Origin of the sequence: Streptomyces sp. NPDC002057, from assembly GCF_040296665.1 — a bacterium.
Lineage (GTDB): Bacteria > Actinomycetota > Actinomycetes > Streptomycetales > Streptomycetaceae > Streptomyces.
Genome location: NZ_JBEOXR010000058.1, coordinates 35,612 through 58,416 on the forward strand (window position 1 = coordinate 35,612; position 22,805 = coordinate 58,416).

Annotated in this window: 20 protein-coding genes and 1 riboswitch; of the genes, 5 read left to right on the forward strand and 15 right to left on the reverse strand. The window is 72.4% G+C overall.

Features of this window, described 5'->3' with window-relative positions; translation table 11 throughout:
- The first annotated feature begins 4 nt into the window (after positions 1–4).
- Complete coding sequence (locus ABT129_RS32140; RefSeq protein WP_351908651.1) at positions 5–2,536, forward strand: ABC transporter permease; 2,532 nt, start codon at positions 5–7, stop codon at positions 2,534–2,536.
- A 59-nt stretch (positions 2,537–2,595) separates the two neighbouring features.
- On the opposite strand, the gene ABT129_RS32145 is transcribed toward ABT129_RS32140, so the two are convergent.
- The 9 genes from ABT129_RS32145 to ABT129_RS32185 all read right to left on the reverse strand — a co-directional run bounded on the left by ABT129_RS32145 (position 2,596) and on the right by ABT129_RS32185 (position 13,159).
- A complete protein-coding gene (locus ABT129_RS32145; RefSeq protein WP_351908653.1) occupies positions 2,596–3,906 on the reverse strand; it encodes a class I SAM-dependent methyltransferase in 1,311 nt (436 codons plus the stop codon).
- 180 nt (positions 3,907–4,086) lie between these two features.
- The gene (locus ABT129_RS32150; RefSeq protein WP_351908655.1) at positions 4,087–5,466 is read right to left on the reverse strand and encodes an NAD(P)/FAD-dependent oxidoreductase; all 1,380 of its coding nucleotides are present in this window, start codon (positions 5,464–5,466) and stop codon (positions 4,087–4,089) included.
- Between the two features lie 369 nt (positions 5,467–5,835).
- A complete protein-coding gene (locus ABT129_RS32155) occupies positions 5,836–6,750 on the reverse strand; it encodes a Ppx/GppA phosphatase family protein (protein ID WP_351908657.1) in 915 nt (304 codons plus the stop codon).
- Positions 6,747–7,286 (reverse strand): DUF501 domain-containing protein, encoded by a 540-nt coding sequence (locus ABT129_RS32160; RefSeq protein ID WP_351908659.1) that lies wholly within the window; start codon positions 7,284–7,286, stop codon positions 6,747–6,749. The genes ABT129_RS32155 and ABT129_RS32160 overlap by 4 nt, the downstream gene beginning before the upstream one ends.
- A 36-nt stretch (positions 7,287–7,322) precedes the next feature.
- Positions 7,323–7,793 carry an FtsB family cell division protein gene (locus tag ABT129_RS32165; RefSeq protein ID WP_351908661.1) on the reverse strand — a complete coding sequence of 157 codons (471 nt, stop codon included), beginning with the start codon at positions 7,791–7,793 and terminating at the stop codon, positions 7,323–7,325.
- 90 nt (positions 7,794–7,883) lie between these two features.
- Entirely contained in the window at positions 7,884–9,170 is a 1,287-nt protein-coding gene (gene eno, locus ABT129_RS32170; protein WP_351908663.1) for a phosphopyruvate hydratase, read from the reverse strand.
- A 311-nt stretch (positions 9,171–9,481) separates the two neighbouring features.
- Positions 9,482–10,207 (reverse strand): transglycosylase family protein, encoded by a 726-nt coding sequence (locus ABT129_RS32175; RefSeq protein WP_351908665.1) that lies wholly within the window; start codon positions 10,205–10,207, stop codon positions 9,482–9,484.
- Between the two features lie 3 nt (positions 10,208–10,210).
- A riboswitch (cyclic di-AMP (ydaO/yuaA leader) is annotated at positions 10,211–10,385 on the reverse strand.
- Between the two features lie 258 nt (positions 10,386–10,643).
- Positions 10,644–11,741 carry a transglycosylase family protein gene (locus ABT129_RS32180; RefSeq protein ID WP_351908667.1) on the reverse strand — a complete coding sequence of 366 codons (1,098 nt, stop codon included), beginning with the start codon at positions 11,739–11,741 and terminating at the stop codon, positions 10,644–10,646.
- Positions 11,742–11,875: 134 nt separating this feature from the next.
- Complete coding sequence (locus ABT129_RS32185; protein WP_351908669.1) at positions 11,876–13,159, reverse strand: cytochrome P450 family protein; 1,284 nt, start codon at positions 13,157–13,159, stop codon at positions 11,876–11,878.
- Between the two features lie 109 nt (positions 13,160–13,268).
- On the opposite strand from ABT129_RS32185, the gene ABT129_RS32190 reads away from it, so the two are divergent.
- Positions 13,269–14,468 (forward strand): globin domain-containing protein, encoded by a 1,200-nt coding sequence (locus ABT129_RS32190; RefSeq protein WP_351908671.1) that lies wholly within the window; start codon positions 13,269–13,271, stop codon positions 14,466–14,468.
- 12 nt (positions 14,469–14,480) lie between these two features.
- Here the strand turns inward: ABT129_RS32190 and ABT129_RS32195 are convergent, their stop codons facing one another.
- The 3 genes from ABT129_RS32195 to ABT129_RS32205 all read right to left on the reverse strand — a co-directional run bounded on the left by ABT129_RS32195 (position 14,481) and on the right by ABT129_RS32205 (position 17,243).
- Positions 14,481–15,446, reverse strand: coding sequence for a nucleoside triphosphate pyrophosphohydrolase (locus ABT129_RS32195; protein ID WP_351908673.1), 966 nt, complete (start codon positions 15,444–15,446; stop codon positions 14,481–14,483).
- A 19-nt stretch (positions 15,447–15,465) separates the two neighbouring features.
- Entirely contained in the window at positions 15,466–16,110 is a 645-nt protein-coding gene (locus tag ABT129_RS32200) for a SurA N-terminal domain-containing protein (RefSeq protein ID WP_351908675.1), read from the reverse strand.
- A gap of 80 nt (positions 16,111–16,190) precedes the next feature.
- Complete coding sequence (locus tag ABT129_RS32205; protein ID WP_351908677.1) at positions 16,191–17,243, reverse strand: glycosyltransferase family 2 protein; 1,053 nt, start codon at positions 17,241–17,243, stop codon at positions 16,191–16,193.
- Between the two features lie 125 nt (positions 17,244–17,368).
- Between ABT129_RS32205 and ABT129_RS32210 the strand changes: the two genes are divergently transcribed.
- Positions 17,369–19,882, forward strand: coding sequence for a YfhO family protein (locus ABT129_RS32210; RefSeq protein WP_351908679.1), 2,514 nt, complete (start codon positions 17,369–17,371; stop codon positions 19,880–19,882).
- Here ABT129_RS32210 and ABT129_RS32215 read toward each other — a convergent pair.
- Together ABT129_RS32215 and ABT129_RS32220 are read right to left on the reverse strand one after the other, a co-directional pair.
- Positions 19,790–20,299, reverse strand: a complete 510-nt coding sequence (locus tag ABT129_RS32215; RefSeq protein ID WP_351908681.1) for a GNAT family N-acetyltransferase — start codon at positions 20,297–20,299, stop codon at positions 19,790–19,792. The two genes, ABT129_RS32210 and ABT129_RS32215, sit on opposite strands and share 93 nt — an antisense overlap.
- A 33-nt stretch (positions 20,300–20,332) precedes the next feature.
- Positions 20,333–20,947 carry a TetR/AcrR family transcriptional regulator gene (locus ABT129_RS32220; RefSeq protein WP_351908683.1) on the reverse strand — a complete coding sequence of 205 codons (615 nt, stop codon included), beginning with the start codon at positions 20,945–20,947 and terminating at the stop codon, positions 20,333–20,335.
- A gap of 131 nt (positions 20,948–21,078) precedes the next feature.
- Between ABT129_RS32220 and ABT129_RS32225 the strand changes: the two genes are divergently transcribed.
- Positions 21,079–21,513: a VOC family protein gene (locus ABT129_RS32225; RefSeq protein ID WP_351908685.1), complete on the forward strand. Its 435-nt coding sequence runs from the start codon at positions 21,079–21,081 to the stop codon at positions 21,511–21,513.
- Between the two features lie 78 nt (positions 21,514–21,591).
- On the opposite strand, the gene ABT129_RS32230 is transcribed toward ABT129_RS32225, so the two are convergent.
- Entirely contained in the window at positions 21,592–22,377 is a 786-nt protein-coding gene (locus tag ABT129_RS32230; RefSeq protein ID WP_351908687.1) for a TSUP family transporter, read from the reverse strand.
- 242 nt (positions 22,378–22,619) lie between these two features.
- On the opposite strand from ABT129_RS32230, the gene ABT129_RS32235 reads away from it, so the two are divergent.
- On the forward strand, positions 22,620–22,757 hold the full coding sequence (locus ABT129_RS32235; RefSeq protein WP_351908688.1) for a hypothetical protein: 138 nt from the start codon (positions 22,620–22,622) through the stop codon (positions 22,755–22,757).
- Positions 22,758–22,805: the final 48 nt, after the last annotated feature.

Below are 22,805 nucleotides of genomic sequence, written 5' to 3' on the forward strand. Positions count from 1 at the left end.
ACCCATGTTCCGTACCGCCCTGCGCAACGTCCTCGCGCACAAGGCGAGACTGCTGATGACCGTCCTCGCCGTGATGCTCGGCGTGGCCTTCGTCTCCGGCACCCTCGTCTTCACCGACACCCTCTCCAGCGCCTTCCGCAACCAGTCGGCGAAGAGCTACGACGACGTCGCCGTCGCCGTCGAGATGTACCCGTCCGCCGAGGAGGCCCGGAAGACCCCCGGTCTCTCCCAGCAGGTCGTCGACAAGGTCGCGGCGCTCGACGGGGTCGCCTCCGTCTCCCCCCGCGTCGACGGCTTCGCCGGTGTTCCCGACAAGGACGGCAAGCTGATCGGCGTCGGCTGGTCCAACAAGGGCACCAACTTCGCCCCCGGCAAGGACGGCAAGGACCGCGCGTACGCCTTCGCCTCCGGGAACGGCCCGGCCTCCGCCGGCCAGATCGCGCTCGACAAGGACACCGCCGACAAGGGCGGCTACAAGGTCGGCGACACCGTCCGCGTCGCCACCAACGGACCGGTGAAGCAGTACGAGCTCTCCGGCGTCTTCACCACCGAGGACGGCGCCGTCAACGCCGGCGGCAGCCTGGTCGTCTTCGACACCGCCGTCGCCCAGAAGCTCTACCTGAAGCCCGGCTACTTCCAGAACCTGACCGTCACCGCCACCCCCGGCGCCGACGCCGAGAAGCTCCGCGACCAGGTCCTGACGGTCGTCCCCAAGTCCGCCACCGCGCAGACCGGCACCGACCTCGCCGCGCAGCAGGCCAAGGACATCGAGTCCGGCCTCGGCGCGCTCAACCAGGTGCTCCTCGGCTTCGCGGGCATCGCGCTCTTCGTCGGGATCTTCCTGATCTCCAACACCTTCACCATGCTGGTCGCGCAGCGCACCAAGGAACTGGCGCTGATGCGCGCCGTCGGGGCCTCGCGCAAGCAGATCACCCGCTCCGTCCTCGCCGAGGCCGGTCTGGTCGGCCTGGTCGCCTCGGCCGTCGGCTATGTGCTCGGCATCGGTCTGGCCGTCTCGCTCCGCTCGGCGATGAGCGCCTTCGACATGAAGATCCCGGCCGGTGACCTCGTCCTCGGCACCACCCCGGTCCTCACCGCCTTCCTCGTCGGCGTCCTGATCACGATGTTCGCCGCCTGGCTGCCCGGCCGCCGGGCCGCGAAGATCCCGCCGGTCGCCGCCATGAGCAGCGTCCACGCCACCGCGAGCACCAAGTCGCTCGTGGTCCGGAACTCCATCGGTGCGGCGCTCACCGCGCTCGGTGCGGTCCTGATCGTGCTCGGCGCGGGCCAGGGCGGCGACGACGGCCGCATGCTGATCGCGGGCGGCGCCTTCCTCACCCTCATCGGCGTGATCGTGCTGATCCCGTTCCTCTCCCGGCCCGTGATCGCCGTGATCCGCCCGGTCTTCGTGAACCTCTTCGGAGTCTCCGGCAAGCTCGCCGGCCTGAACGCGGTCCGCAACCCGCGCCGCACCGGCGCCACCGCCTCCGCGCTCGCCATCGGTCTGACCCTGGTCACCGGTCTCTCGGTGCTCGGCGCCACGGTCGGCTCGGCCCTGGACAAGATGACGACCGACCAGATCAAGGCCGACTACATGGTCTCGATGGCCAGCGGCACCAGCCTCAGCCAGGAGGCCCTCACGGCCCTGGAGAAGGCCCCGGGCGTCACGGCTGTCTCGCCGCAGCAGAACGGCGCCCTCGAACTCAAGGGCTCGTTCGTCTCGGCCTCCGGCGTCACCCCCGGCGACATCGAGAAGGTTCTCAAGCTCGACGTCGTGAACGGCTCGATGGCCTCCCTCGGCCAGGGCAAGATCGCCGTCGACGACAAGACCGCCGCCAAGCGCGGCCTGAAGGTCGGCGACACCGTCCCCGTCGAGTGGCTCGACAAGCAGAAGGGCAAGCTGACCGTCGGCGCGGTCTACAAGGGCAGCGAGTTCGTCTCGCCGGTCCTGATCGACACCGAGCTGATCAGCGCGCACGACGACCAGGCGGGCATCCAGCAGATCTTCGTCTCGACGGCGGGCGGCCCGAGCGCCGCACACGAGAAGGCCCTGTCGAAGGCCATGGGCGACAACCCGGCGATCACGGTGATGGACCAGAAGGACATCCGTGACCTCTTCGGCGGCCAGATCAACATGCTCCTGAACATCGTCTACGGTCTGCTCGCCATGGCCCTGATCATCGCGGTCCTCGGCGTCGTCAACACCCTCGCCATGTCGGTCTTCGAGCGCCAGCAGGAGATCGGCATGCTGCGGGCGATCGGTCTCGACCGGCGCCGGGTGAAGCGGATGGTCCGTCTGGAGGCCGTGGTCATCTCGGTGTTCGGCGCGGTCGTCGGCATCGGCCTCGGCTCCTTCCTCGGCTGGGCGATCGGCGAGACCTTCAAGAGCAGCCTGCCGGGCTACGCCCTGGTCCTGCCCTGGGACCGGATCGGGATCTTCCTGGTCCTGGCCGCCCTGGTCGGCGTCCTCGCCTCCCTGTGGCCGGCCCGGAGCGCGGCGAGGCTGAACATGCTCTCCGCCATCAAGGCCGAGTAGTCCCCCGACGCCACGAAGGGCCGGCCTCCCACCCGGGAGGCCGGCCCTTCGGCGTACCGTCAGCCGGTCTTCTCGTCCCACACGCGCGGTCGCAGCGCCGTCCCGCTCCTCCCCGACACCGGGGTCTTCACGGCCAGGAACTGGTTCACGCCGATCCGGTTGCGCTCGAAGGAGACGGCGGAGGCCGCCATGTAGAGCCGCCAGATCCGGGCCCGGCCGGGTGAGGTGAGCCGGACCGCCCGGTCCCACTCCCGCTCCAGGTTCGCCACCCAGCGGCGCAGGGTGAGCGCGTAGTGCTCGCGGATCGCCTCGACGTCCCGGACCTCGAAGCCGGCGTCCTCCAGGGTGCTCAGCGTGCGGCCCATGGGGGCGAGTTCGCCGTCGGGGAAGACGTACGCGTCGATGAAGTCGTCGACCTCGTACGCCTCCTCGTCGGGCTCGGGGCGCCGGGAGATCTGGTGGTTGAGCAGCCGTCCGCCGGGCTTGAGGAGCCCGTACAGGGTGTCGGCGTACTCCCGGTACCGGACGGCGCCCACGTGCTCGGCCATGCCGATCGAGGAGATCGCGTCGTACGGGCCGTCCGTGACGTCCCGGTAGTCCTGGACGCGGATCTCGATCCGGTCGGTCAGGCCCTCCTCGGCGATCCGCTTGCGGGCGTACGCGGCCTGCTCGCGGGAGAGGGTGATGCCGACGACCCTGGCCCCGTACGCGCGGGCCGCGTGGAGGGCCATGGAGCCCCAGCCGCAGCCCACGTCGAGGAGCCGGTCGCCCTCCGCGAGGTTCAGCTTGCGGGCGATGAGGTCCAGCTTGTCGCGCTGGGCGTCCTCCAGGGTGGCGTCGGGGCCGTCGGAGGCCCAGTACGCGCACGAGTAGACCATCGACGGGCCGAGGACCAGCTCGTAGAAGTCGTTGCCCACGTCGTAGTGGTGACTGATCGCCTGCCGGTCGCGGCGGCGGGTGTGCCGGCCGCCGCTGCGGCCGCGCATCTCCTCGGCCGGGGGCTGCGGCGGCGGCAGCGGTCCGGCGAGCCGCAGCAGGGCGCCGGCGGCGGCGCGCAGCCGGGGGTCGCGCGCGGAGGCGAGCAGGCCCCTGGTGTCCTCGGCGCGGTCCCAGAGGATGCCCGAGAGCCCGTCCAGGAGCGCGTACAGGTCTCCCTCGACGTCGAGTTCCCCGGCCACCCAGGCACGGGCCATGCCCAGTTCACCGGGCTTCCAGATCATCCTCCGCAGGGCGCGGCGGTCGCGGACGACCAGGACGGGGCCTCCGGTGGGACCGGCCTCGCTGCCGTCCCAGGCCCGCAGACGGACCGGGAGCGGTCCTCCGAGGAGTTCCTCGGCGAGGGTCGTCAGCCGCGACGCGGCGTCGGCCATGGTGCACACCTCCGTGATCTCGTGCCCCAGAAATGCTCGTCACCAAGGGAACACCGTCCGTAGGCGATTCCAGTCCCGCCGCAGCGCAATCAGTCGGCAAAACACGCGAAGGGCCGTCCGCACCACGGATGGCGGACGGCCCTTTTACGGCCTTGCGTGTACTGCGGGACTGCGGGTGCGCTAGGAGGCCTTGGCCTTCTCCTGCGCCGGGGCGGCCGGCGCCGGGGCGGGCTTGGCCGCCTCGTAGAACTCCTCGCGCGGCGTCTCCATGGCACCCAGGGAGACGACCTCACGCTTGAGGAACATCGCGAGGGTCCAGTCGGCGAAGACGCGGATCTTGCGGTTCCAGGTCGGCATCGCCATGCCGTGGTAGCCACGGTGCATGTACCAGGCGAGACGGCCCTTGAGCTTGATCTTCACCTTGCCCATGACGATCATCGCGACGCCCTTGTGCAGACCGAGTCCGGCCACGGCGCCCTTGTTGGCGTGGCTGTACTCCTTCTGCGGGAAGCCGCGCATGCCGGCCACCACGTTGTCGCCGAGGACCTTGGCCTGGCGCAGGGCGTGCTGGGCGTTCGGCGGGCACCAGGCGTTCGGGTTGCCCGCCTTGCGGCCGACCATGTCCGGGACCTGGGCGTTGTCGCCCGCGGCCCAGGCGTAGTCGAGGCCGTTGATCTGGAGCTTCTCGTTGCAGTCCACGTGGCCGCGGGGGCCGAGCGGCAGACCGAAGCGGGAGAGCGCCGGGTTCGGCTTCACGCCGGCGGTCCACACGATCGTGTTGGAGTCGACCTCGAGGCCGTTCTTCAGCACGACGTGGCCGTCGACGCAGGAGTCCATGGAGGTCTCGAGGTAGATCTCGATCCCGCGGCTCTCCAGGTGCTCCTTGCCGTACTGGCCGAGCTTGGGGCCGACCTCGGGAAGGATCTTGTCCGCCGCGTCGACGAGGACGAAGCGCATGTCCTCGCGGGACACGTTCTGGTAGTACTTCGAGGCGTCGCGGGCCAGGTCCTCGACCTCACCGATGGTCTCCGCGCCGGCGAAGCCGCCGCCCACGAAGACGAAGGTCAGCGCCTTGCGGCGGACCTCCTCGTCGGTGGTCGAGTCGGCCTTGTCGAGCTGCTCGAGGACGTGGTTGCGCAGGCCGATGGCCTCCTCGATGCCCTTCATGCCGATGCCCTGCTCGGCGAGGCCGGGGATCGGGAAGGTACGGGAGACGGCGCCCATCGCGATGACGAGGTAGTCGAAAGGCAGCTCGTACGCCTCGCCGACGAGCGGCGCGATCGTGGCGACCTTGCGGTCCTGGTCGATGGTGGTGACCCGGCCGGTGAGCACCTCGGCTCCGCGGACGACGCGTCGCAGCGGGACGACGACGTGGCGCGGCGAGATGCTGCCGGCGGCGGCTTCGGGGAGGAAGGGCTGGTAGGTCATGTACGACCGCGGGTCGACGACCGTGACGGTCGCCTCCGCGTAGCGCATCTTCTTGAGGATGCGCCGAGCTGCGTACAGGCCTACGTACCCGCCGCCTACTACGAGGATCCTGGGACGCTCCGTGGTGCTCATGCCATCGAGTATCCACCCCGTCCGAGGGGGGTGCTCGTGCGCCCCTTCACAAGGTCTCCGGGTACCTCTGCTACACTCCGCCGCCCACGTGATCCATGTCATGGTGCTGCAAAGGAACCGGGGTGCGGGGGCGAACGTTGTTCACCCCTTGTGAACTGGACCGGAGAGCCTCCGTTAACGCTGAACCACGGGGGGCGTTCACACGATGGAAACATCGAGCGAATCAGCCCCCGTGCCTGCGAAAGGGCCCCGGGGCGCCCCTCGAAGGGCCCAATGACCCCCCTCGGGCGCCATCGGGGCCCTTTTCCTTGTGAAGAACTTCACGAACTTTCCCGACGGCACGTCGCCGGAGGGCTCGATAGGTGCCCGCTATGCCACGGATAGGGCGATCCCATCGAGGATGTCGTGCTCGCTGACGACGACCTCGTGGGCTCCGACCCGCTCGACGATCTCCCTGAGGACGATCGCTCCGGCGATGATCACGTCGACCCGGCCGGGGTGGATGACCGGGATCGCGGCCCGCTCGGCGTGGGTCGAGGCGAGCAGCCGGTCGGTGACCTCGGCGACCTGGGCCGCGGAGATCCGGGCGTGGTGGATCTTCTCGGAGTCGTACTCCGGGAGTCCGAGGGCGATCGCGGCGACCGTGGTGACCGAGCCGGCGAGCCCGACGAGGGTCCCGGCGGTGTCGATCGGCACGGTCTCGGCGGCCAGGTCGAGCGCGGCCCGGACGTCGGCGCGGATCGCGTCGGCCTCCTCGGCGGTCGGCGGGTCGTTCCTGACGTGCCGCTCGGTGAGCCGGACGCAGCCGATGTCGACGGAGCGGGCGGCCTCGACGTGCTGGTTGCCGGTGACGAACTCGGTGGAGCCGCCGCCGATGTCCACGACGAGATAGGTCTCCGGGCCGTGCAGTTCGCCGGTGGCGCCGGTGAAGGAGAACGCGGCCTCCTGGTCGCCGGTGATCACCTCGGGCTCGACGCCGAGGATCTCCACGACCCCGTTCACGAAGTCGTCGCGGTTCTCGGCGTCGCGGGAGGCGGAGGTGGCGACGAAGCGGAGCCTCTCGGCGCCCAGCTCCTCGATGACCCCGGCGTACTCGCGGCAGGCGGCGAAGGTCCGCTCCAGCGCCTCGGGCGCGAGCCGGCCCGTCCGGTCGACGCCCTGCCCGAGGCGGACGATCGTCATCCGCCGGTCCAGCTCGACCAGCTCGCCCGTCTCCGGGTGCACGTCGGCGACGAGGAGGCGGATGGAGTTCGTACCGCAGTCGATTCCGGCGACCCGGGTCACTTCGTCTCCTCGTCCTTGTCCGCGCACGGCGTCACGCAGGCGCCCTTCGCCCACCACTCGGGCAGCATCGCGAGGGCCTCGTCGCCGAACGGGTTCACGCCCGGACCGGCGACCAGGGAGTGACCGACCAGGACGTGCAGGCACTTGACCCGGTCCGGCATGCCGCCGGCGCTCGGGAAGCCCTCCAGGACCTCGATGGCGTCCCGGCGCGCGAGGTAGTCCTCGTGCGCGGCCCGGTAGGCGGCGGCGAGCTCCGGGTCGGTGGCGAGCCGGGCCTGCATCTCCTTCATGACCCCGTTGGCCTCCAGGGTCCCGATGGCCGAGGCCGCCCGGGGGCAGGTCAGGTAGTACGTGGTCGGGAACGGGGTGCCGTCGGGGAGCCGGGGCGCGGTCTCGACGACGTCCGGGTTGCCGCACGGGCAGCGGTGCGCGATGGCGCGCAGGCCGCGGGGCGGCCGGCCGAGCTGGAGCTCGAAGGCGGCGATGTCCGTCCCGGTCGGCTCGGTGCGTTCGGTCTGCGGAGGAGGCGTGTGCATGTCTGCCTTGATCGTGTGTCGTGTCGCGTACGAGGGTCAGGGGCGGTCGGCGTGGTCGACGCCGTCCCAGAGGTTGTCGTACCAGGGGCGGTCCGCCGCGCCCTGGTCGGCGCGGGGCCGTTGCTCCGCGTCGGGGTCGTTCACCGTGAACCCGGTCTCGCCGGGGAGCAGGTAGTGCAGGTGCTCGCGGGCGAGGCGGCGGACGTAGGCCGGGTCCTGGAGGCGGGCCTTCTCGTCCTTGAGCTCCTCGACCCGCCGGGCGGCGTCGGCGGCCTTGCGCTCCTGCTCGGCGATCTCGCCCTGCTGGGAGACGTAGCTGCGCATGGGATAGGCGAGCGCCACGACGAGGGAGCAGACGATCAGGGCGAGGAAGGCCGCGCGGCCGGTGAGCCGGGAGCGGCGGGCCTGGCGGCGGGTCTGGGAGCGGTAGACACGGGCGGCGGTCTGCTCTCCGAGCAGCCTGATCCGGGTCGCGGTCGAGAACCGGTCCCGGTCCTTCGCGGCCATGTCGTGTCGCCTCCCCTGTTCACGCGGACGTCCCCGCACACGGTACGGGACCGAGTGCGGGGACGGACGGAACTACCGGGTGCGACGCTGTCAGCCCTTGAAGCGCGGGAAGGCGCTGCGGCCGGCGTAGACCGCGGCGTCGTCGAGGATCTCCTCGATGCGCAGCAGCTGGTTGTACTTGGCGACGCGGTCCGAGCGGGCCGGGGCGCCGGTCTTGATCTGACCGCAGTTCACCGCGACCGCGAGGTCGGCGATGGTGACGTCCTCGGTCTCGCCGGAGCGGTGGGACATCATGCACTTGAAGCCGTTGCGCTGGGCCAGCTCGACGGCGTCGAGGGTCTCGGTCAGCGAGCCGATCTGGTTGACCTTGACCAGGAGGGCGTTCGCGGTGCCCTCCTCGATGCCGCGGGCGAGGCGCTCCGGGTTGGTGACGAAGAGGTCGTCGCCGACGATCTGGACCTTGGCGCCCAGCTTGTCGGTGAGGACCTTCCAGCCGGCCCAGTCGTCCTCGTACAGCGGGTCCTCGATGGAGACCATCGGGTACGCGGAGACGAGCTCCTCGTAGTACTCGGTCATCTCGGCGGCCGAGCGGGACTTGCCCTCGAACTCGTACTTGCCGTCCTTGTAGAACTCGGACGCCGCCACGTCGAGCGCGAGCGCGACGTCGGTGCCCGGCGCGTAGCCGGCCTCCTTGATGGCCTCGAGGATGAGGTCGAGGGCGGCGCGGTTCGACTCCAGGTTCGGGGCGAAGCCGCCCTCGTCGCCGAGGCCGGTGGAGAGGCCCTTGCGCTTCAGCACGCCCTTGAGCGTGTGGTAGATCTCGGCACCCCAGCGAAGGGCCTCGGAGAAGGACTCCGCGCCGATCGGGGCGATCATGAACTCCTGGATGTCCACGTTGGAGTCGGCGTGCGACCCACCGTTGAGGATGTTCATCATCGGAACGGGCAGCAGGTGCGCGTTCGGGCCGCCGAGGTAGCGGAAGAGCGGCAGGTCCGAGGCCTCGGAGGCGGCGTGCGCGACGGCGAGCGAGACGCCGAGGATGGCGTTGGCGCCGAGGGAGCCCTTGTTCTCGGTGGCGTCCAGGTCGAACATGGCCTGGTCGATCAGGCGCTGCTCGGTGGCGTCGTAGCCGACGAGCTCCGGGCCGATCTGCTCGATGACGGCGAGGACGGCCTTCTCGACACCCTTGCCCTGGTAGCGGTTCGGGTCACCGTCGCGAAGCTCGATGGCCTCGAACGCACCGGTGGAGGCGCCGGACGGAACAGCAGCACGGCCGGTGCTGCCGTCGTCGAGGCCGACCTCGACCTCGACCGTGGGGTTGCCTCGGGAGTCCAGGATTTCCCGGGCTACGACGACGTCGATGGACGGCACGAGCATCTCCTTTTTGGGATGTGACGCTGGATGTGACGCATGACCGGTGCAGGGTCGCTCGGCCTTGCGACAAGAGCCTAACCGGCTCGGGGGCTCCGGCCAGCCGGGCGCCCGCCCCCTGGGACGAAAAAGGACCCAAGGGCATGCATCTGGGGACGAAGGGCCCCGAATCTACTGGGCGGTAACCGTCAGGTCCTCCCGAAACGGGGGAACCCCGGCCCGGCGCGCACGGGGGAAGGGCGCGCCGGGTCGGGGTGGTCACCGCGGGAGGGTCGTGGGGGCCGCGTGAGCCGCCGGACTCACACGGACCGCCGGGCTCACTTCAGGTGGAGCTGCTGGCCCGGGTAGATCAGGTCGGCGTTCTCGACGACGTCCTTGTTCAGCTCGAAGAGCTTGGCCCAGCCGCCCTTGACGCCCTGCGCCTGAGCGATCTTGCTGAGGGTGTCGCCGGTGGCGACCTTGTACTCGCCGTCACCCTTCTTGACCGTCTCGCCGGTCGGCGTGGTGACGGTCTTCTTGGCGGCGGCCTTCGGCGCGGCCTGCTGCTGCGTCGCCTTCTTCGGGGCCTGACGCTGCTCGCTGCGGGTGGTCGGCTGCTCGGCCTTCCGCTCCTGCTGCGGCTGCTGGGTGTCCTGCTTCGGGGTGCTCTCGGCGGCGCCGCCGTCGTACGAGGCACCGGAGAGGCCCACGCCGCAGCTCGGCCACGCGCCCTTGCCCTGGCCCGCGAGGACCTTCTCGGCGATGGCGATCTGCTGGGACTTCGACGCCTGGTTGGCGGTCGAGGCGTAGGCGGTGCCGCCGTACGCGGCCCAGGTGGAGGCCGAGAACTGCAGGCCGCCGTAGTAGCCGTTGCCCGTGTTGATGGACCAGTTGCCGCCGGACTCGCACTGGGCGACGCGGTCCCACTCGGAGGCCGTGGCGGCCGAGGCGGTGCCCGCGGTCATCAGCGGGGCGGCGACGGCGACACCGGTGACGCCGACGAGCGTGACGACCTGGGTGGCCTTGGAGGGACGGCGGTGTTTGCCCTTACCGGAAAACAGCATGGAGATTCTCCTCACCGACGCCTGTGAGGTGAGCTGTCGGGTTCGGGCCGGAAGAGTTGCCCGGCCGCGTGTCCTAGCACGCGGCTTCACCCCAAGCCGATCGTCGGCCGTCTGTCTCAACGGCCGGGACCGGCACTTACCTTGGGTCCCCCACTCCTGCCTTCGGCGCTTACGCGACGACTGTTCCCATCGGCCGACGGCAGGATTCGGCGTTTCGGTCGACGGGGCCCGCGGTGGCGAGCGGTGACGACCGTAGACACAGACCCACCGGAAGTTCAAAGAGGCGTATTGCGGAAATATCGCCCCTCCTTGCCTTCCGGCGGGGGGTGTTTGCGCAGGTGAGAGGTGACGAAAGCAAACTTCGCGGACGTGACACGCCAGTTGGGGCGAAGAGACCCATGTCTCACTTGCCCAGAACCGGACATTTGACCCCGAATCACACCGCCGGCGCGGGCGAACCGTTCGTCAGGTCGAGGCTCTGACCAGGCAGGATGAGGTCCGGATCGACGCCCACGGTCCGCCGGTTGGCGTCGTAGAGGGCGGTCCAGCCTCCGGGGAGTTCGTTCTCCTGTGCAATGTCGGACAGGCTGTCGCCCGGCCGCACGGTGTACGCGTCCGAAGTGCCCTGACTGTCCGTTGCGTCCTTGTTCGTCGCTTCGTCGGTCACGGGGGTCGCCTCGGGCTCTTCCGCCAACTTGTCCTTGCCCGAGGCATGTCTACCGGATTCGGTGACACTGTCCTTCTTGTCGGTTTCATCCGGAGCCGCGTCACCCCGGTGCTTGCCGGTGCCGGGCGTGGCCGACGTCTCGTCACCTTCCGGCGTACCGGGCGTAACGGACGTATCGGGCGTACCCGGGGTGGTGGGGGCGGTCGGCGCGGAGGGGTCGGCCGAGTCCGTCGGAGCGGTGGGGCTCACCGGCGCGGTCGGCGTGACGGGCGCGGTCGGCGGGGCGGACGTGGCGGGCGCCGTGGGCGAGACGGGTGCGGTCGGGGAGACCGGCCCGGTGGTCTTCCGCGGGGCCTCGGCGGCCTCGCCGGCCTCCGTGGAGCCCTTGGAGCCCGTGGAGGCCTCCGGGAGCCCCGTGTTCCAGCTCGACTCCGGGACGGCGGCCGGGGTCGTCGGGACGGACGTGGGGCCCGGGTTCACCCCGGTGGCCTTCCCGTCGTTCTTCAGGCCGGCGATCGGCGCGCAGGTGGCCCACTCGGTGCTGCCCTTGGCGAGGGCCTTCTCGGCCACGGCGATCTGCTGGCCGCGGCTGGCCAGGTCGGGGCTGGGGGCGTAGGCGAGGCCGCCGTTGCGCTCCCAGCTGTCCTGGGTGAACTGGAGGCCGCCGTACATGCCGTTGCCGAAGTTGGCACTCCACTGGCCGCCGGACTCGCACTCGGCGACCCGGTCCCAGGTGGCGGCGTCGGCGGCGGACGCGGATCCGGTGGCGAGCAGAGGCAGCGCCATGGCGGATCCGGTCACGCCCGCGGCGACGACGATGGCGGGGGCCTGACGGGGGCGACGGTGTCGTCCGTTCCCGGAACGCATAGATGCGCCTTTCGCGTGACGGATGTGACTCGTGACGGCTGAGACTGCGGCGAAACGTAGCCGCATTCGAACACTCATCACAAGTCGATGGACCCGCGATCACGTGAAGATCACATTTCTGACGCCACGTCAGTTCAGTGGACCCGTACGGAAGGGGAGAACTCCACCGGAAGCGTGCGCAATCCCCGCATGATGAGCCCGCCGCGCCAGCGCAGTTCGGCCGGATCGGCGGCAAGTCGCAGGTCCGGGAGGCGAGTCAGCAGGGTGGCGAGCGCGGTCTGTCCCTCCAGGCGGGCGAGCGGTGCGCCCAGGCAGTAGTGGATGCCGTGCCCGTACCCGAGGTGCTGGTTGTCGCGCCGCGCGAGGTCGAGGGTGTCCGGCCCGTCGAACCGCTCCGGGTCCCGGTCGGCGGCGGCGAGCACCACGAGCACCGGGTCCCCCGCCGGGATCTCCTGCCCGCCGACGGTCAACGACTGCGTGGCGTACCGCCAGGTGGCCATCTCCACGGGCCCGTCGTACCGCAGCAGCTCCTCGATCCCGGTCTCCAGGAGCCCGGTCTCCCCCGCCGCGATCGAGCCCTGCAGCAGCTCGCGCTGGCCGGGGTGGCGGAGCAGCTGGTACATGCCGTTGCCGATGAGGTTGACGGTCGTCTCGAAGCCCGCGAAGAGCAGGATGAAGGCCATGGCGGCGGCCTCGTTCTCGGTGAGGTGCTCACCGTGGTCGGAGGCCTTGATGAGCCCCGAGATGAGGTCGTCCCCGGGTTCCTCGCGCTTGCGGTGGATCAGCTCGGCGAGGTAGCCGCGCATCTTCTTGACCGACCGGGCGACCCCGCCGCGCGGCCCCCCGCCGTGCCGGATCATCATCCCGGCCCAGTCGCGGAAGTCGTCCTGGTCCTCCTCGGGGACGCCGAGCAGGTCGCAGATGGCGTAGATGGGCAGCGGGAAGGCGAACTCGTGGATGAGGTCGGCGCTCCCCTTCTCCACGAACGCGTCGATGAGCCGGTCGGTGAGCTCCTGCACGCGCGGGGTGAACTCGGCGACCCGGCGCGGGGTGAAGGCCTTCGACACGAGCCGCCGCAGGCGGGTGTGGTCGGGCGGGTCGATGTTGAGCAGATGGGTCATCAGCTCGGCCTTGCGCTCGCCCGGAATGCCCGTCTTGCCCCTGGCGTGCGGGGACTCGTCGTGGTGCGCCGGGTTCTTGGAGAGCCGTTGGTCGGCGAGGGCCTGCCGGGCGTCCGCGTACCGGGTCACGAGCCAGGCCTCGACCCCGCTCGGCAGCGTCGTCCGGTGCACCGGCGCGTGCTCCCGCAGCCACGCGTACGCGGGGTACGGATCGGTGGCGAACTCCCAGGTGAAGAGGGTGGGAGCGGGCGAAGGGGAGGGGTCCGGGGCGGGGCCGGTGCCGGGGGCTGTGCTCACCCCCCGACCGTACAGGGCGGCCCGGAGACCACTTCGAAGGTGAGGTGTGTGGAGATCCTGTGATCACGGAGGGGGGTGGTGCCCTAGATTCTTGCCGGTGGATCCTCAGATGCTCAGAAGCACGTTCGCGGTCGTCGAGAGGCGGGCCGAACACGCCGTCACCTTCTTCTACTCGCATCTCTTCTGGCACAACCCGGCCGTGCGCGAGCTGTTCCCCGAGGACATGCGGCCCCAGCGGGACCGGCTCTTCGCCGCGCTCACGCACGTGGTGACCCATCTGGAGGATCCGGGGCTCGCCGTCTACCTGGGGCAGCTGGGCCGCGACCACCGCAAGTTCCTCGCCTCCCCCGCGCTCTACGCGGCCGTGGGGGCGAGCCTGATCGCCGCCTTCGCGTACGCCTCCGGCTCCGCCTGGAACCTGGAGGCGGAGAAGGCCTGGACCGAGGCGTACGGGCACGTCACCGATCTGATGCTGGCGGGCGCCGAGGAGGCCTCCGGGGCCGGGGAGCCGGCCTGGTGGGACGCGGACGTCGTCCGCCACGAGAGGTTCGGCGAGGACCTGGCCGTCCTCACCCTGCGGCCCCGGCAGCCCTTCCCCTTCCTCCCCGGCCAGTACGTCAGCGTCAGCTCGCTGCGCGTCCCCCGCGTCTGGCGCACCTACTCCCTCGCCGACGCGCCCCGCCCGGACGGCACGGTCGAGCTGCACGTGAGCCGGATCCGGGGCGGGGCGATGAGCACGGCGCTCGTCGAGGAGACGGGACCCGGCGAGACCCTGCGGCTCAGCGCCCCCGGCGGCGCCCTCACCGCGCGCACGGAGCCGGGCGGACTCCGCACCTATATATGCGCGGGCACCGGATGGGCGCCGGTGCGGGCCCTCCTCGCGGAGGCGGCGGAGACCGAGCCGGAGCTGACGGGCCGGCTGTTCGTCGTGGCGCGCGCGAAGGAGTACCTGTACGGGCGGCGGGACGCCGAGGAGCTGCGGAAACGGATCCCGGGCCTGAGCGTCACCTACATCACGTCCGCGCCCGGGCACCGCAGGGACCAGGCGACCGAGCGGCTCCTCCAGGCGCTGCGGGCCTGTGTCCACTGGGCCTCGCACGACGTCTACCTCGCCGGGCCGCCCGGCTTCCTGACGGAGGTCACCGAGGCGCTGGTGGAGCTCGGCACCGATCCGGACCGGATCCTCCACGACACCCTGCAGCCCGTGGGCCGGTTCACCGTCCGCCCGAACACCGCGGCCGAACGCCTCCTGGGCCCGCCCGCCCCGCTCTGGCACAACCCCGGGGCCCGCGCACCGCGCGAGCGGTGACCACGCCCCCCGTCAGACCTTCACGCCCTCCGCCGAGCGGATCGCGTCCCGGTACGTCCGGGCCGCCGCGCGCAGCGCCGCCTCCGGGTCCACACCCTCCGCCTCCGCCCGCACGGCGAGGCCGAGCAGCTCGTACCCGATGCCCTCACCGGCCGGCAGGGGCACGGCGAGCCCCTCCGCACGGACCCGGCCGCCCAGCTTCGCGGCGAGCGCGAGACCCGGCTGTCCGAGCGGCACGCCGTCGGTGACGGACTCCCGCTGCTTCTCGATCGCCTTCGTCCGCGACCAGTGCGCCTTGACCTCTTCGGGCGTCTCGGCGGTCGCGTCCCCGAAGACGTGCGGGTGGCGGTGGATCAGCTTCTCGACGAGGGCCCCCGCGACGTCGTCCACGGAGAACGGCTCCTCCGGGTCCTCCTCGGCGATCCGGGCGTGGAAGACGACCTGCAGCAGGACGTCACCGAGCTCCTCGCGGAGCGCGTCCCGGTCACCGTCCTCGATCGCCTCGACGAGTTCGTACGCCTCCTCGACGCCGTACTTCACGAGCGCCCGGTGGGTCTGCCGCGAGGACCACGGGCACTCGCGCCGGATGCGGTCCATGATCTGCACGAGGTCGAGGAGCCGGGCGCCGGGCAGGTCGTACGAGCCGGGCAGCAGCTCCAGGTCGGGCATCGTGAGGCGGCCCGAGCCGGCGAGCCGCGCGAGGCCGTCGGTCAGCGCGCGGTCGCCCTCGCCGGAGGGGAGCAGCAGGACGGTCCGGCCCCCGGCGCAGGCCTCGACGAGCTCCTCCGCGGTGGGCCGGAGGTGCTCGACGGCGACCCCGGCCTCGGTCAGGTACGGCAGTTGGGGGTGGTGCTCGTCGGGGCAGAGCACCCGGTCCGCGCCGTGCAGCGCCTGCCAGGCGGGCCAGGACAGCAGTCCGGGCGCCACGCGGTGGCTGGCGGTGAGCAGGACGATGCGGCCGGGGCTCTCAGATGTCACCCCTCGAACCTACCTCGCGTCAGGCACCGGCCGGGACGGCGGCGGGGTCCCGGGTGATCTGCCGCAGCCAGGGCGCGGTGGTGTCGCCGAGCCGGACCTGGGCGTCGTCCCAGGAGCCGTAGCGGGGGTTCACGTCGATGGCGAGGTCCTTGGAGGCGGCGGAGAAGACCTCGGTCAGCTTCTTCTGGCCCTCGGGGGTGTCCGTGACGCCCAGCTTCTCGGCGATCTTGTTCATGAGGACGTTGCGGCGGACGACGTCGTCGATCTGGCCGGGGGCCACGCCCTGCTCCTGGAGGAGGGCGGTGGCGAGCCGGTCCTCGCCGCCGCTCTCGCGGACGAAGGCGGTCCTGGTCTGCTGGAGCTCGGCGCGGGAGACGGTGACGCCGTTCTCCGCGGCGACCTTGTCGACGACCCGGTCGAAGATCATGACGTTGAGCTTGCGACGGGGGAGGTCGCCGGTGGCCTGGACGAGCTGGGCGGCCTGCGGGGAGCGCCCCTGTGCGGCGCGGACGTCCTCGACCTGTGCCTGCAGGCTGGAGACGTCGATCCGTTCGCCGCCGACGACGGCCGCCGCTCCTGGGTGGGCGTCACTGCCGCAGGCGGTGAGCAGCGGGGCCGCGGCGAGGAGCGCGGCGGAGACGGTGAGCGCAGTGCGGCGGTGCAAAGGAGCCTCCCGGGCTGGTCGTGCGTCAGTTGAACGACCTTGCGGTGATCGATGGTAGGGAGTCGCCGGGGCCGGAGCCACTACTTCGGTGCGACTGTTTCCCACAACGACTCACCCGCACGCCGGGTGTCGGCCCGCAGCACGCCTGTCTCGGGCCTCTCCAGCCCCTCGCGCATCTCCGCGCGCGTCCCTCCGCGTGTCCCCTCGTACGTCCCCTCGTGGGTCTCCTTCACCAGGTAGTGGGGGCGCCGCTTGACCTCGTAGTAGATGCGCCCGACGTACTCGCCGATCAGTCCGACCATCACCATCTGCACGCCGGCGAGGGCGGTGACGGCGACGAGGAGGGTGACGTATCCGGGGGTGTCGACGCCGTTGACCAGGGCGTCGCCGACGATCCAGGCCGCGTAGCCGAGGGCGACGAGGACGAGGAGGAAGCCGAGGTGGACGGCGGCCCGCAGCGGCTTGTTGTTGAAGGAGAGGAGTCCGTCGAGGCCGTAGTTGAGGAGCTTGCCGAAGGTCCACTTGGAGCGGCCCTGCTCGCGGACGGCGTTCTCGTAGGAGAACGTCGTGGTGCGGAAGCCGACCCAGGAGAAGAGGCCCTTGGAGAAACGGTTGTACTCGCCGAGGCCGAGGACCGCGTCGACGGTACGGCGGGAGAGGAGGCGGAAGTCCCCGACGCCGTCGACGAGCTCGACGTCCACGAACCGGTTGATCGCCCGGTAGTAGAGGCGGGCGGTGAGGGTCCGGGTGACGCGGTCGCCCTCGCGGGTCCGGCGGGCGACGACCTGGTCGTACCCCTCGGCGTGCAGCGCGACCATGCGGTGCACCAGCTCGGGCGGATGCTGGAGGTCGGCGTCCATGATCACGACGGCGTCGCCGGCGGCGTTGCGGAGGCCGGCCAGCATCGCCGCCTCCTTGCCGAAGTTGCGGCTGAAGGAGACGTAACGGACGTGGCGGGAGTCGCGCGCGGCGAGCTCCTGGAGGAGCGGGAGCGTCCCGTCCCGGCTTCCGTCGTCCACGTAGACGATCTCGAACTCGCCGTCCAGCTTGGCCAGTTCTTCGGTCACGTGGTCGTGGAAACGGGCGAGGACGTCCTCCTCGTTGAAGCACGGGACGACGATCGAGAGCAGCACGCCGTCCACGACAACGGAGCGCGGTGACCCGGCCGGTCCACCCGGATGGCCTTGAGACGACCATTGTGTGAACGGGGTCGCCGGGCCCGCATTTCCCCTCCCGGGCGCGGCATATTCGACCCGTCATGCAGAACGCACACCGCTCCCCCCTCCTCGCCGCCCTCCTCACCGCGGTCGCCGTCTGCGGCGGGGACGCCGTCGCCCGGGTCTTCCCCTTCGGGCCGCGCCACCGGGCCGTCAACGACCTCGCGAACCAGTTCGTGCCGTTCCACGCGCACCTGTGGGACCTGCTGCGCGGCCGGGCCGACGGCGGTCTCCTCCTCGACTGGCGGGCGGGCTGGGGCACCGGCTTCCTCCCCGACTACGGCACCTACCTGTCGAGCCCCTTCGCCCCGCTGGTCGCCCTCTTCCCGCGCGGGGACATCGAGTACGCCGTGTACGCGATCACCGTCCTGAAGACGGCGGTCGCGGCGGCGGCCATGACCTTCCTGCTGCGCCGCCTCGGTCCCGGCGCCTGGTGGTGGGCCTCGGTCCTGGGCGCCTCGTACGCGCTCTGCGGCTGGTCGCTCGCGGAGGGCACGTACAACCCGATGTGGCTGGACGGCCTGATCGCCTTCCCGCTGCTCTGCCTGGTGGGCGAGTGGGTACGGGAGGGCCGGCGCCCGCTCCTCGGGCCGCTGGCGGTGGCGGTCTGCTGGGTCGCCAACTTCTACACGGCGTACATGGCGACCCTGGGCGCGGCCCTCGTCCTCCTCGTCCGGCTGGCGGTGACGGACTCCCCGCGCCCGCGCGCGGTGCTGCGGGCGGCCGTGACCACCGGCGTCGGGATCGCCCTCGCGGCCCCGGTCCTCGTCCCCGTCTACCTCGGCTCGCGCCACGCCCACCCGGGCCTGGTCAGGGAGTTCGACCCGGCGCCCGCCACGGACGTCCTGGCCCGGCTGCTCCCGGTGACGTACAGCTTCGCTACCCCGGCGGCCTTCGTCTGCACGGCGGTGCCACTGCTCGTGGGCGCGCTGCTCTTCCGCCGGGACGTCCCCGGACGGGAGCGGTGGCTGTGGGCGGGCCTCTGCGTGGCGGTCGCGGCCTCGATGCAGTGGGGGCCGACGCACCTGCTGTGGCACGCGTTCGCGACGCCGAACGGCAGCCCGTACCGGCAGACCTTCGTCCTCTCCGGCGTCCTCGTCCTGGCCGCCTGGACCGGCTTCGCCCACGGCCCCCCGGGCCGCGGGGCGCTGCTCGGCGGAACGGCGGTCGTCCTGGCGCTGACGGCCGGGGCCCTCGCGAGCCCCTTCCTCACCCCCTGGGCGCTGCTCCTCACGGGCGCGGGCCTGGCGGCGGTGACGGGCGCGCTGCTCCTGCCCCGGCGGGGGCGGTACGGGGTGCTCGCCGCGCTCCTGGTCGGCGGCACCCTCCTCGGCCAGGCGGCGGCGACGACGGCGTACGCGGACCGGGAGCGGCTCGTCCGGCTCGACGACTACCCGCCGTGGGGCGCGGAGCAGGAGCGGCGGGCGGCGGCGCTCGCGGCGGCCGACGGCTGGCCGGAGTACCGCACGGACCCCGGTCTGCCCCGGGTCGCGGGCAACGATCCGCTGCTCCTCGGCGGTCAGGGCGCCGCCTACTACAGCAGCCACACCCCGGCGGTCCTGACGCGGACGCTGACCGCGCTCGGCGGCGGCTGGACCTCGCGGGGCCGGAACCTGCTGAGCCTGGACAACCCGGTGACGGACGCGCTGTTCGGGGTGGGGGCGCGGTGGCGGGACGGCCGGGTGGTCCGCGCGGAGTCGCTGCCGCTCGTGACGGTGCGCCCGCCGGGCACGGCCCCGGTGTACGGCCCGTCCCCCTTCCGCAACCAGGAACTCCTCCTCGGCGCGCGGGTGTACGAGGCTCCCGGGGCGGACGGGGCGTGCCGCGTCGGTACGGAGGTCTTCCTCTGGGCCCCGGACGCGACGGGCACGGCCCGTCTGGGCCCGCACGAGACCCACCTCCTGGGCGGGCAGCCGAAGCGGCGGGCGGCGATGGTGTCGCTGGGCGTGCAGTCGGAGCCGGGGGCGAGGGTCCGGCTGCCGGAGGGCGCGCCGGGGTCCGGCTCCGGGTCGGCCGCCGGGCCGGGCACCGGGACCGGCACCGGCCCTGGCTTCGGCTCCGGCTCCGGCACCGGCTCCGGTTCCGGCGAGGTGGCCTGCCTGGACCGGGAGCGCCTCCGGGCGGCGGTGACGGCCCTCCGCGCCCGCGCGGCCACGTCGATCGAGGTCACGTCCACGGGCCTGACGGCCACGCTCCCGCCCGGCACCCGGGGCACGGCGGTGGTGGCGGCCCCGGGGATCGCGGGCTGGCGGTGCGCGAACACGGCGGATCCGGGGGCGGATCCGGAGTCGTACGGCGGCCTGCTCGCGGTCCCGGTCGAGGACGGCCGGACCGAGATCTCCTGCGCCTTCACCCCACCGGGCCTCCGGGCGGGGCTCGCGGCCGGCGCGGCGGGGGCTGTGGCCCTGATCCTGTGCGCCTGGCTCGGCGCCCGGAGCCGCCGGGACGGGGCCGGGCCCGTCTCACCGGCCGGGGAGCGTCCCCTCCCAGCGGATCTCGCCGTCCCGCACCCGGTCCGTGGGGGTGAGCCCGGCCGCGCGGGCCACCGACCGTGAGGCCGTGTGGGCGGGGTGGACGTGGGCCACGACCGTCCGTACGCCTCGCTCGGCCAGCAGGGCGACCAAGGCCCCGGCCGCCTCACGTGCCAGCCCGCGCCCCTGCCACTCCGTGCCGATCACCCAGGCGACCTCCGCCACCCGGCCGCCGTCGGTGACCGTCGCCTGGACGGTGCCGGCGAGCCGGTCCTCGGCCCGGAGCCGTACGACCCAGTTGCACCAGACCGTCCCCGGGTCGGGCGAGCCGGCGGTCAACCGCTCGTACCGCGACCGGAGTTCGGGCGGGGTGAGCGGGGCGCCGCCGATGAAGGAGTGCAGGGCCGGGTCGGCGAGGATCCCGGCCATCTCGTCGGCGTGCGCGACGGCGAGCGGCACGAGGTCGAGGCGGGGGGTCCGTACGGCATCCGGTTCACACACGGGGGCATGCTCGCACGCCCCGCCGTCTCCCCTTCAGGTCCCCGCGCGCCGGATGCCCGCCAGCAGTCCGTCCAGCGCGCGCACCGTCAGCTCCAGGGCCTCCGGCGTACCGCTCCTCGCCAGCCACAGCGCGGCCTCGTTCATCGCGCCGGACAGCAGGCGCGTCAGCGGTTCGACCGGCTGGGGGGCGATGGTTCCCGTCCCCATCAGGCCTTCCAGGGCCTCCGTCAGGTGCCGGGCCGAGGACGCCTCGTCCAGGGCCCGCCACTCCTCCCACCCCAGCACCGTCGGCGCGTCGACCAGCACGATCCGCCGTACGGCGGGGTCGGCGCCGGCCGCCAGGAAGGCCCGGCATCCGGCGCGCAGCTGCTCCCAGGGGTCGGTCTCCCGCTCCGCCGCCGCCGCGACCCGCTCGCCCAACTCCCCCTGGACCTCGGCGACGACGGCCCGGAAGAGCCCGGCCTTGCTGTCGAAGTGGTGGTAGGCCGCGCCCTTGGTGACTCCCACGGCCCGGGCCACCTCCGCGAGGACCACCGCGTGGTAGCCGTCCTCGGCGAACCGTCGCCGCCCCTCCGCGAGGAGCGCCCGCCGGGTCGCGGCCCGCTGCTCCGCCCGGCCGCCCGCCGCCCGTTCGTCCGCCACCGTCACGCACCGCCCTTCCCGTTTCGCATACCCGAGGTATGCTAGCCGTACAGCTCACATACCCTCGGTATGTGAAATCGGGCGGACGCCACCCCCACCCGCACGGGACCGCGCCGCCGACGACGAGGAGTCATGCCATGACCAGCGAACTCACCGGCTTCTACCCCGTGATCTGCACCGGCGACATCGCCGCCGCCCGGGACTTCTACACCCGCCACCTCGGCTTCGCCACGACCTTCGAGTCCGACTGGTACGTGAGCCTGCACCGCCCCGACGCGCCCCACTACGAGCTCGCGCTGCTCGACCACACCCACCCGACCCTCCCCGAGGGCCACCGCGTCCCCACCCGGGGCGGCCTGCTGCTCAACTTCGAGGTCGCGGACGTCGACGCGGAGCACCGCCGCCTGATCGGCGAGGCCGGCCTCACCGAGCTCCTCCCGCTCCGCACGGAGGACTTCGGCCAGCGGCACTTCATCCTCGTCGCCCCCGACGGCGTACTCGTCGACGTCATCACCACGACCCCGCCCACGGAGGAGTACGCGGCCCAGTACACGTCGACGGCCTCGCTCTAGCCCGGAAGCGCCGAGTCCCGTCGGACCGGCCTCCCCGCCCCGCGCCTCCGCCGCCGGCCCCCGGCACCCGCGCGCGGGTCAGCGCAGCGCGCCCACCGCGTACACCGCGCCGAGCCCGGCCGCCAGGGCGCCGAGGAGGAGACGGAGGAGGGTCTCCGGCAGGTGCGGCTGGAGGCGGGCGCCGAGGTAGCCGCCGATGAGGCCGCCCAGACCGCAGGACAGGCCCAGGAACCAGTCGGGCGCGATGCTGCCGGTCTCCGCCAGGGACAGCAGGGCGTAGGTGGAGGCGCCGACCAGGGAGGTCGCGAAGGTGGAGGCGAGCGCGGCCGGGGCGACCCGGGCGACGGGAAGCCCTCGGCCGACGAGGACGGGGCCGAGGATCGAGCCGCCGCCGATGCCGTAGATCCCGCCCACGACCCCCACGGCCAGGGCGAGCCCGGCGATCGTCCGGGGCTCGGGCGCGGGGCGGGGGGCGCCCTTCGGGGTGGGGCGCAGCGTGCGGGCGACCAGCCAGACGCCCAGGGGCAGCATCAGGGCGGCGACCAGCAGCCGGAAGACGTACGGGCCGGGGAGGGCGAAGACCCGGACCACCGCGCCGACGACGACACCCGGCAGGGTGCCGAGCACCATCAGGCGGACGAGGGGGTCCCGCAGCGCTCCGGAGCGCCGGTGGCGCAGGAGGGCGCCGGGTCCGGCCACCACGTTGTAGAGCAGGTTGGTGGGGGTGACCGCCGGGTTGGGCACCGCGAACACGCTGAGCTGCACCGGCAGCAGGAACACCGCCCCGGACACCCCCACGGGCGTGGTCACCACGGCGATCAGCAGCCCGACGGCGAGGCCGGCAAGCCCCATTCCCCACTCCACCCGGTCCCCCGCACACAGCGCCGTCCGGCCGGACCACCCGGCCGCTCCGGAGCCTAGGCGGTGTCCACGACCGGCCCGCCGGGCGGGCCCCGCGCGGTGTCCACGACCGGCCCGCCGGGCGGGTGAGGAGCCGGCGGAAAGTTTCCCGGCCCCGGTCGCAACCTCGGGGGGTGACGCACGTCTGGTGGGTTGAAGGCGCCCTTCAGACCGTGTTCGTCCCTTCCACTTCCTCGGGAGAGCCCATGTCCAGCCACGTCAAGCGGAAGCTCCGCGCCCGTCCCCGGGTCCTGGGTGCCGTCCTGACCGGTGCCGCGCTGCTCCTCGGCGGCGGTTTCGCCGCGATCGTCCTCGTCCACAGCCTGACCAGGCACCACAACTGAGGCCCCGTCCGGAACCCGCCCTCGCAAGCCGTGCCGAACCGCCCCCGA

Excerpts from the sequence above, each read along its gene's own strand:
- ABT129_RS32180 (WP_351908667.1), bottom strand. The coding sequence starts at position 11,741 with ATGCGTTCCGGGAACGGACGACACCGTCGCCCCCGTCAGGCCCCCGCC.
- ABT129_RS32160 (WP_351908659.1), bottom strand. The coding sequence starts at position 7,286 with ATGCACACGCCTCCTCCGCAGACCGAACGCACCGAGCCGACCGGGACG.
- ABT129_RS32165 (WP_351908661.1), bottom strand. The coding sequence starts at position 7,793 with ATGGCCGCGAAGGACCGGGACCGGTTCTCGACCGCGACCCGGATCAGG.
- ABT129_RS32190 (WP_351908671.1), top strand. The coding sequence starts at position 13,269 with ATGCTCAGAAGCACGTTCGCGGTCGTCGAGAGGCGGGCCGAACACGCC.
- eno (WP_351908663.1), bottom strand. The coding sequence starts at position 9,170 with ATGCTCGTGCCGTCCATCGACGTCGTCGTAGCCCGGGAAATCCTGGAC.
- ABT129_RS32210 (WP_351908679.1), top strand. The coding sequence starts at position 17,369 with ATGCAGAACGCACACCGCTCCCCCCTCCTCGCCGCCCTCCTCACCGCG.
- ABT129_RS32175 (WP_351908665.1), bottom strand. The coding sequence starts at position 10,207 with ATGCTGTTTTCCGGTAAGGGCAAACACCGCCGTCCCTCCAAGGCCACC.
- ABT129_RS32145 (WP_351908653.1), bottom strand. The coding sequence starts at position 3,906 with ATGGCCGACGCCGCGTCGCGGCTGACGACCCTCGCCGAGGAACTCCTC.
- ABT129_RS32225 (WP_351908685.1), top strand. The coding sequence starts at position 21,079 with ATGACCAGCGAACTCACCGGCTTCTACCCCGTGATCTGCACCGGCGAC.
- ABT129_RS32140 (WP_351908651.1), top strand. The coding sequence starts at position 5 with ATGTTCCGTACCGCCCTGCGCAACGTCCTCGCGCACAAGGCGAGACTG.
- ABT129_RS32150 (WP_351908655.1), bottom strand. The coding sequence starts at position 5,466 with ATGAGCACCACGGAGCGTCCCAGGATCCTCGTAGTAGGCGGCGGGTAC.
- ABT129_RS32235 (WP_351908688.1), top strand. The coding sequence starts at position 22,620 with ATGTCCAGCCACGTCAAGCGGAAGCTCCGCGCCCGTCCCCGGGTCCTG.